The organism is Paenibacillus alkaliterrae (genome assembly GCF_021532375.1).
Classification (GTDB): Bacteria; Bacillota; Bacilli; order Paenibacillales; family Paenibacillaceae; genus Pristimantibacillus; species Pristimantibacillus alkaliterrae.
This window is the reverse complement of sequence record NZ_JAKGAP010000144.1, coordinates 1-2,636: the sequence shown is the minus strand read 5'-3', so window position 1 is coordinate 2,636 and position 2,636 is coordinate 1. Positions and strand designations below refer to the sequence as shown.

General features: G+C 37.6%; 2 protein-coding genes. One reads left to right on the top strand and one right to left on the bottom strand.

Going from position 1 to position 2,636, the window contains the following annotated elements; all coding sequences use genetic code 11:
- Positions 1-137: 137 nt before the first annotated feature.
- Positions 138-692, bottom strand: a complete 555-nt coding sequence (locus L1N85_RS26760; RefSeq protein WP_235242061.1) for a recombinase family protein — start codon at positions 690-692, stop codon at positions 138-140.
- 292 nt (positions 693-984) lie between these two features.
- Here L1N85_RS26760 and L1N85_RS26755 point away from each other — a divergent pair, with 292 nt between their 5' ends.
- The gene (locus L1N85_RS26755) at positions 985-2,208 is read left to right on the top strand and encodes a translocation protein TolB (protein WP_235242060.1); all 1,224 of its coding nucleotides are present in this window, start codon (positions 985-987) and stop codon (positions 2,206-2,208) included.
- The last annotated feature ends 428 nt before the right edge of the window (positions 2,209-2,636 follow it).

Sequence of the window (2,636 nt, the reverse complement as noted above, 5' to 3'; positions counted from 1 at the left end):
CCGGAAAAAGCGACCCCTATTCAAGCTGAGCAAAAAGCTTAAACATAGCTATCTTATTTTCATATATTCGCGACAACTATCTTGACAAACACCGTAATGGAGGATATTCATTTTGCATAGACATCAACCCTTCCAATTTACTGTTTTTCTAAATAGCGATAAATCGTAGTGCGAGACACACCCCACTTTTCCGCAACATCTTTAATCGGTGTACCACCTTCAATTAAAGCCTTCATCATTTCAATATCTTTTGGTCCATACTTCTCCGGGCGCCCACCTAGACGCCCCCGCGCTTTTGCAGCTGCTCGTCCTGCAGCCGAACGTTCTTCGATCAGATTACGTTCAAATTCCGCAAACGCTGCGAACAAGTGAAACATTAATTGACCCGTTGCATTATTTTTGTCCATTGTTAGATTTTCTTGAAGACTATGAAAACCAACACCACGTTCATTTAAGTTGTTCACAATTTGAATCAAATCTTGCATGTTGCGTCCTAGTCGGTCCAATCGCCAAACGACAATTGTATCGCCTTCACGTGCATAATGAAGTGCTTCCTCTAAACCGGGACGTTGTTTTTTTGCCCCACTCATTTTATCGTGAAAAATTTTCGTACAACCAAGTTGCGTTAACGCATCTGTTTGTAAATCTAAATTTTGTAATCCTGTCGACACACGTGCATATCCAATAAACACCAATTATCACTCTTTCTCATTTTTTCTCTGATTTTATTGTAACATAAGATGAAAATTAATAGGTTATTGAACACAGAATAATGAACAGGGTTTTATTACATTTAAGACAATAACAAACGCCCCTTTCTAATCAAAATTAAGCGTGTTCAGAAAAGGACGAGTTTTGGAACACAAATTAGCAAGTAGCTAAAGAGTGTTTTTTTTGTTCAGCAATCGGACCATGAATAAGGATAGTTGTTATTAACTTGGGCAAAATATGATTTGGTAAATCTTTTAAGTAGGAGGGATTGACGTGAGAATTCGGATTTTATTACTACTAACGCTCATCTGTTTTAATTTTTCGTCGATAGCAAATGCAGAAGCCCCACTAACAGCTGTATTTATCCGTGATCATCAGTTGTGGCTCAAAAAGGGTGGCCAAGAAATACAACTCACAAAAGACCGATATGTGTATTCTCCGAAATGGTCATATGACGGTCGTTTCATTGGATTTATTGATGGTGATGAAAAGGGAGAAAAATCAGATTTATTCATTTATGATACAAAGGAAAAAGAAAGCTACCAACCTTACTTAAGGGTCGTGACATCTGACTTTAAATGGTCCCCGAACAAAAATCAGTTGGCCTACACTGATCAAGGTATATTAAATGTAACAAAAATAAAGAATGGCCGGCCGCAAGGGTTTGAAAATGTCTCATTAGGCGTTAGTGGTTTTGAATGGTTTCCGAACGGGAAAGAATTTATTGTTTCCTCACAATCCAACTTACTTCCTACAGGATGGAGCCCAATTCCACTTTATAGAATTCCAGTAGATGCAAATCTTGCTAAAGATAAAATAAAGCCTTTTTATACGATTCAAACTAAAGAACCTGACTTGTTTGGGATTGATGCCGATTATTTTAAGTGGAGTTCTGATGGGAAGTGGGTTAGCTTTTTAGTTGTTCCTACAGCTTCTTGGTCCATGGACAGTAATACATTAAGTGTTTTATCATCACAAGGAAAACAATTTAAAGCAGTGGGAAAAATGTTAGGGTTTAAAGACTGGTTTAAGTGGGCTCCTTCTGCCAATCAATTGGCTTATATTTCAGGGGAAGGAAGATTTTTTGTTGAAAACAAGAAAATGACGATTGCCGATATACCAACATTTAAACAACAAAAAGAATACACACCTAAAGGATTTGTAGACCTTGATCTGGAATGGTACGTTAAAGATTTGGTAATTGTGGCTCGTGCGAAAGAGAACAAGGAGTGGAAAGAAGGACCTGTACCAACTATGTACACATCACTTTACGCTATAAACATAAGAACAGGAGAGCAAAAACAAATCTCATTTCCAGGGAAGAATGAACTTGACGATGATCCTCAAGTTGCTGGACCTTACCTTAGTTGGTTTCGAAAGGCAGAGCAAACTAAAGGTGATGTATGGGTAAAAAATGCTTTAAATGGTCAAGAGCATATATGGCTAAAAAATGTAGATTACGCTCCAACGTTTTTTACACCGGAGCAAAGTCCTTAAGAATATGTTGAAAAAATCTTATTCAGCAATCGTGCGCGATTGCTGAATAATGAGCAGTCGCTTTTTTACTAAACCGATTAGAATAGTTCTATAGATGATTGGATGTAAATAATTAAGAAACCCAGCTAATCTTCTCATGTGAAGGTAGCTGGGTTTTTAAAGTTAGATGTGCAAAATAACGCTTAAAAACAGCGCAAATTACCGCTTAAAGTGACAGGGCATTTTAAGCTGATGTATATAAAGTCTAAAAAACGATCGTTATATAGACAGCCGTCGCGTGCATATCATTACATAATATAAACAAACCCAACACCATATTGATGATTCGATGTTGTTCGCCGCCTCACTTTATGGCGGCGAAAAGAGCGATTTCCGCCAATTCAATTGGCGGTGAAAATATTCATATACAACCGACAATAGCCTAATCC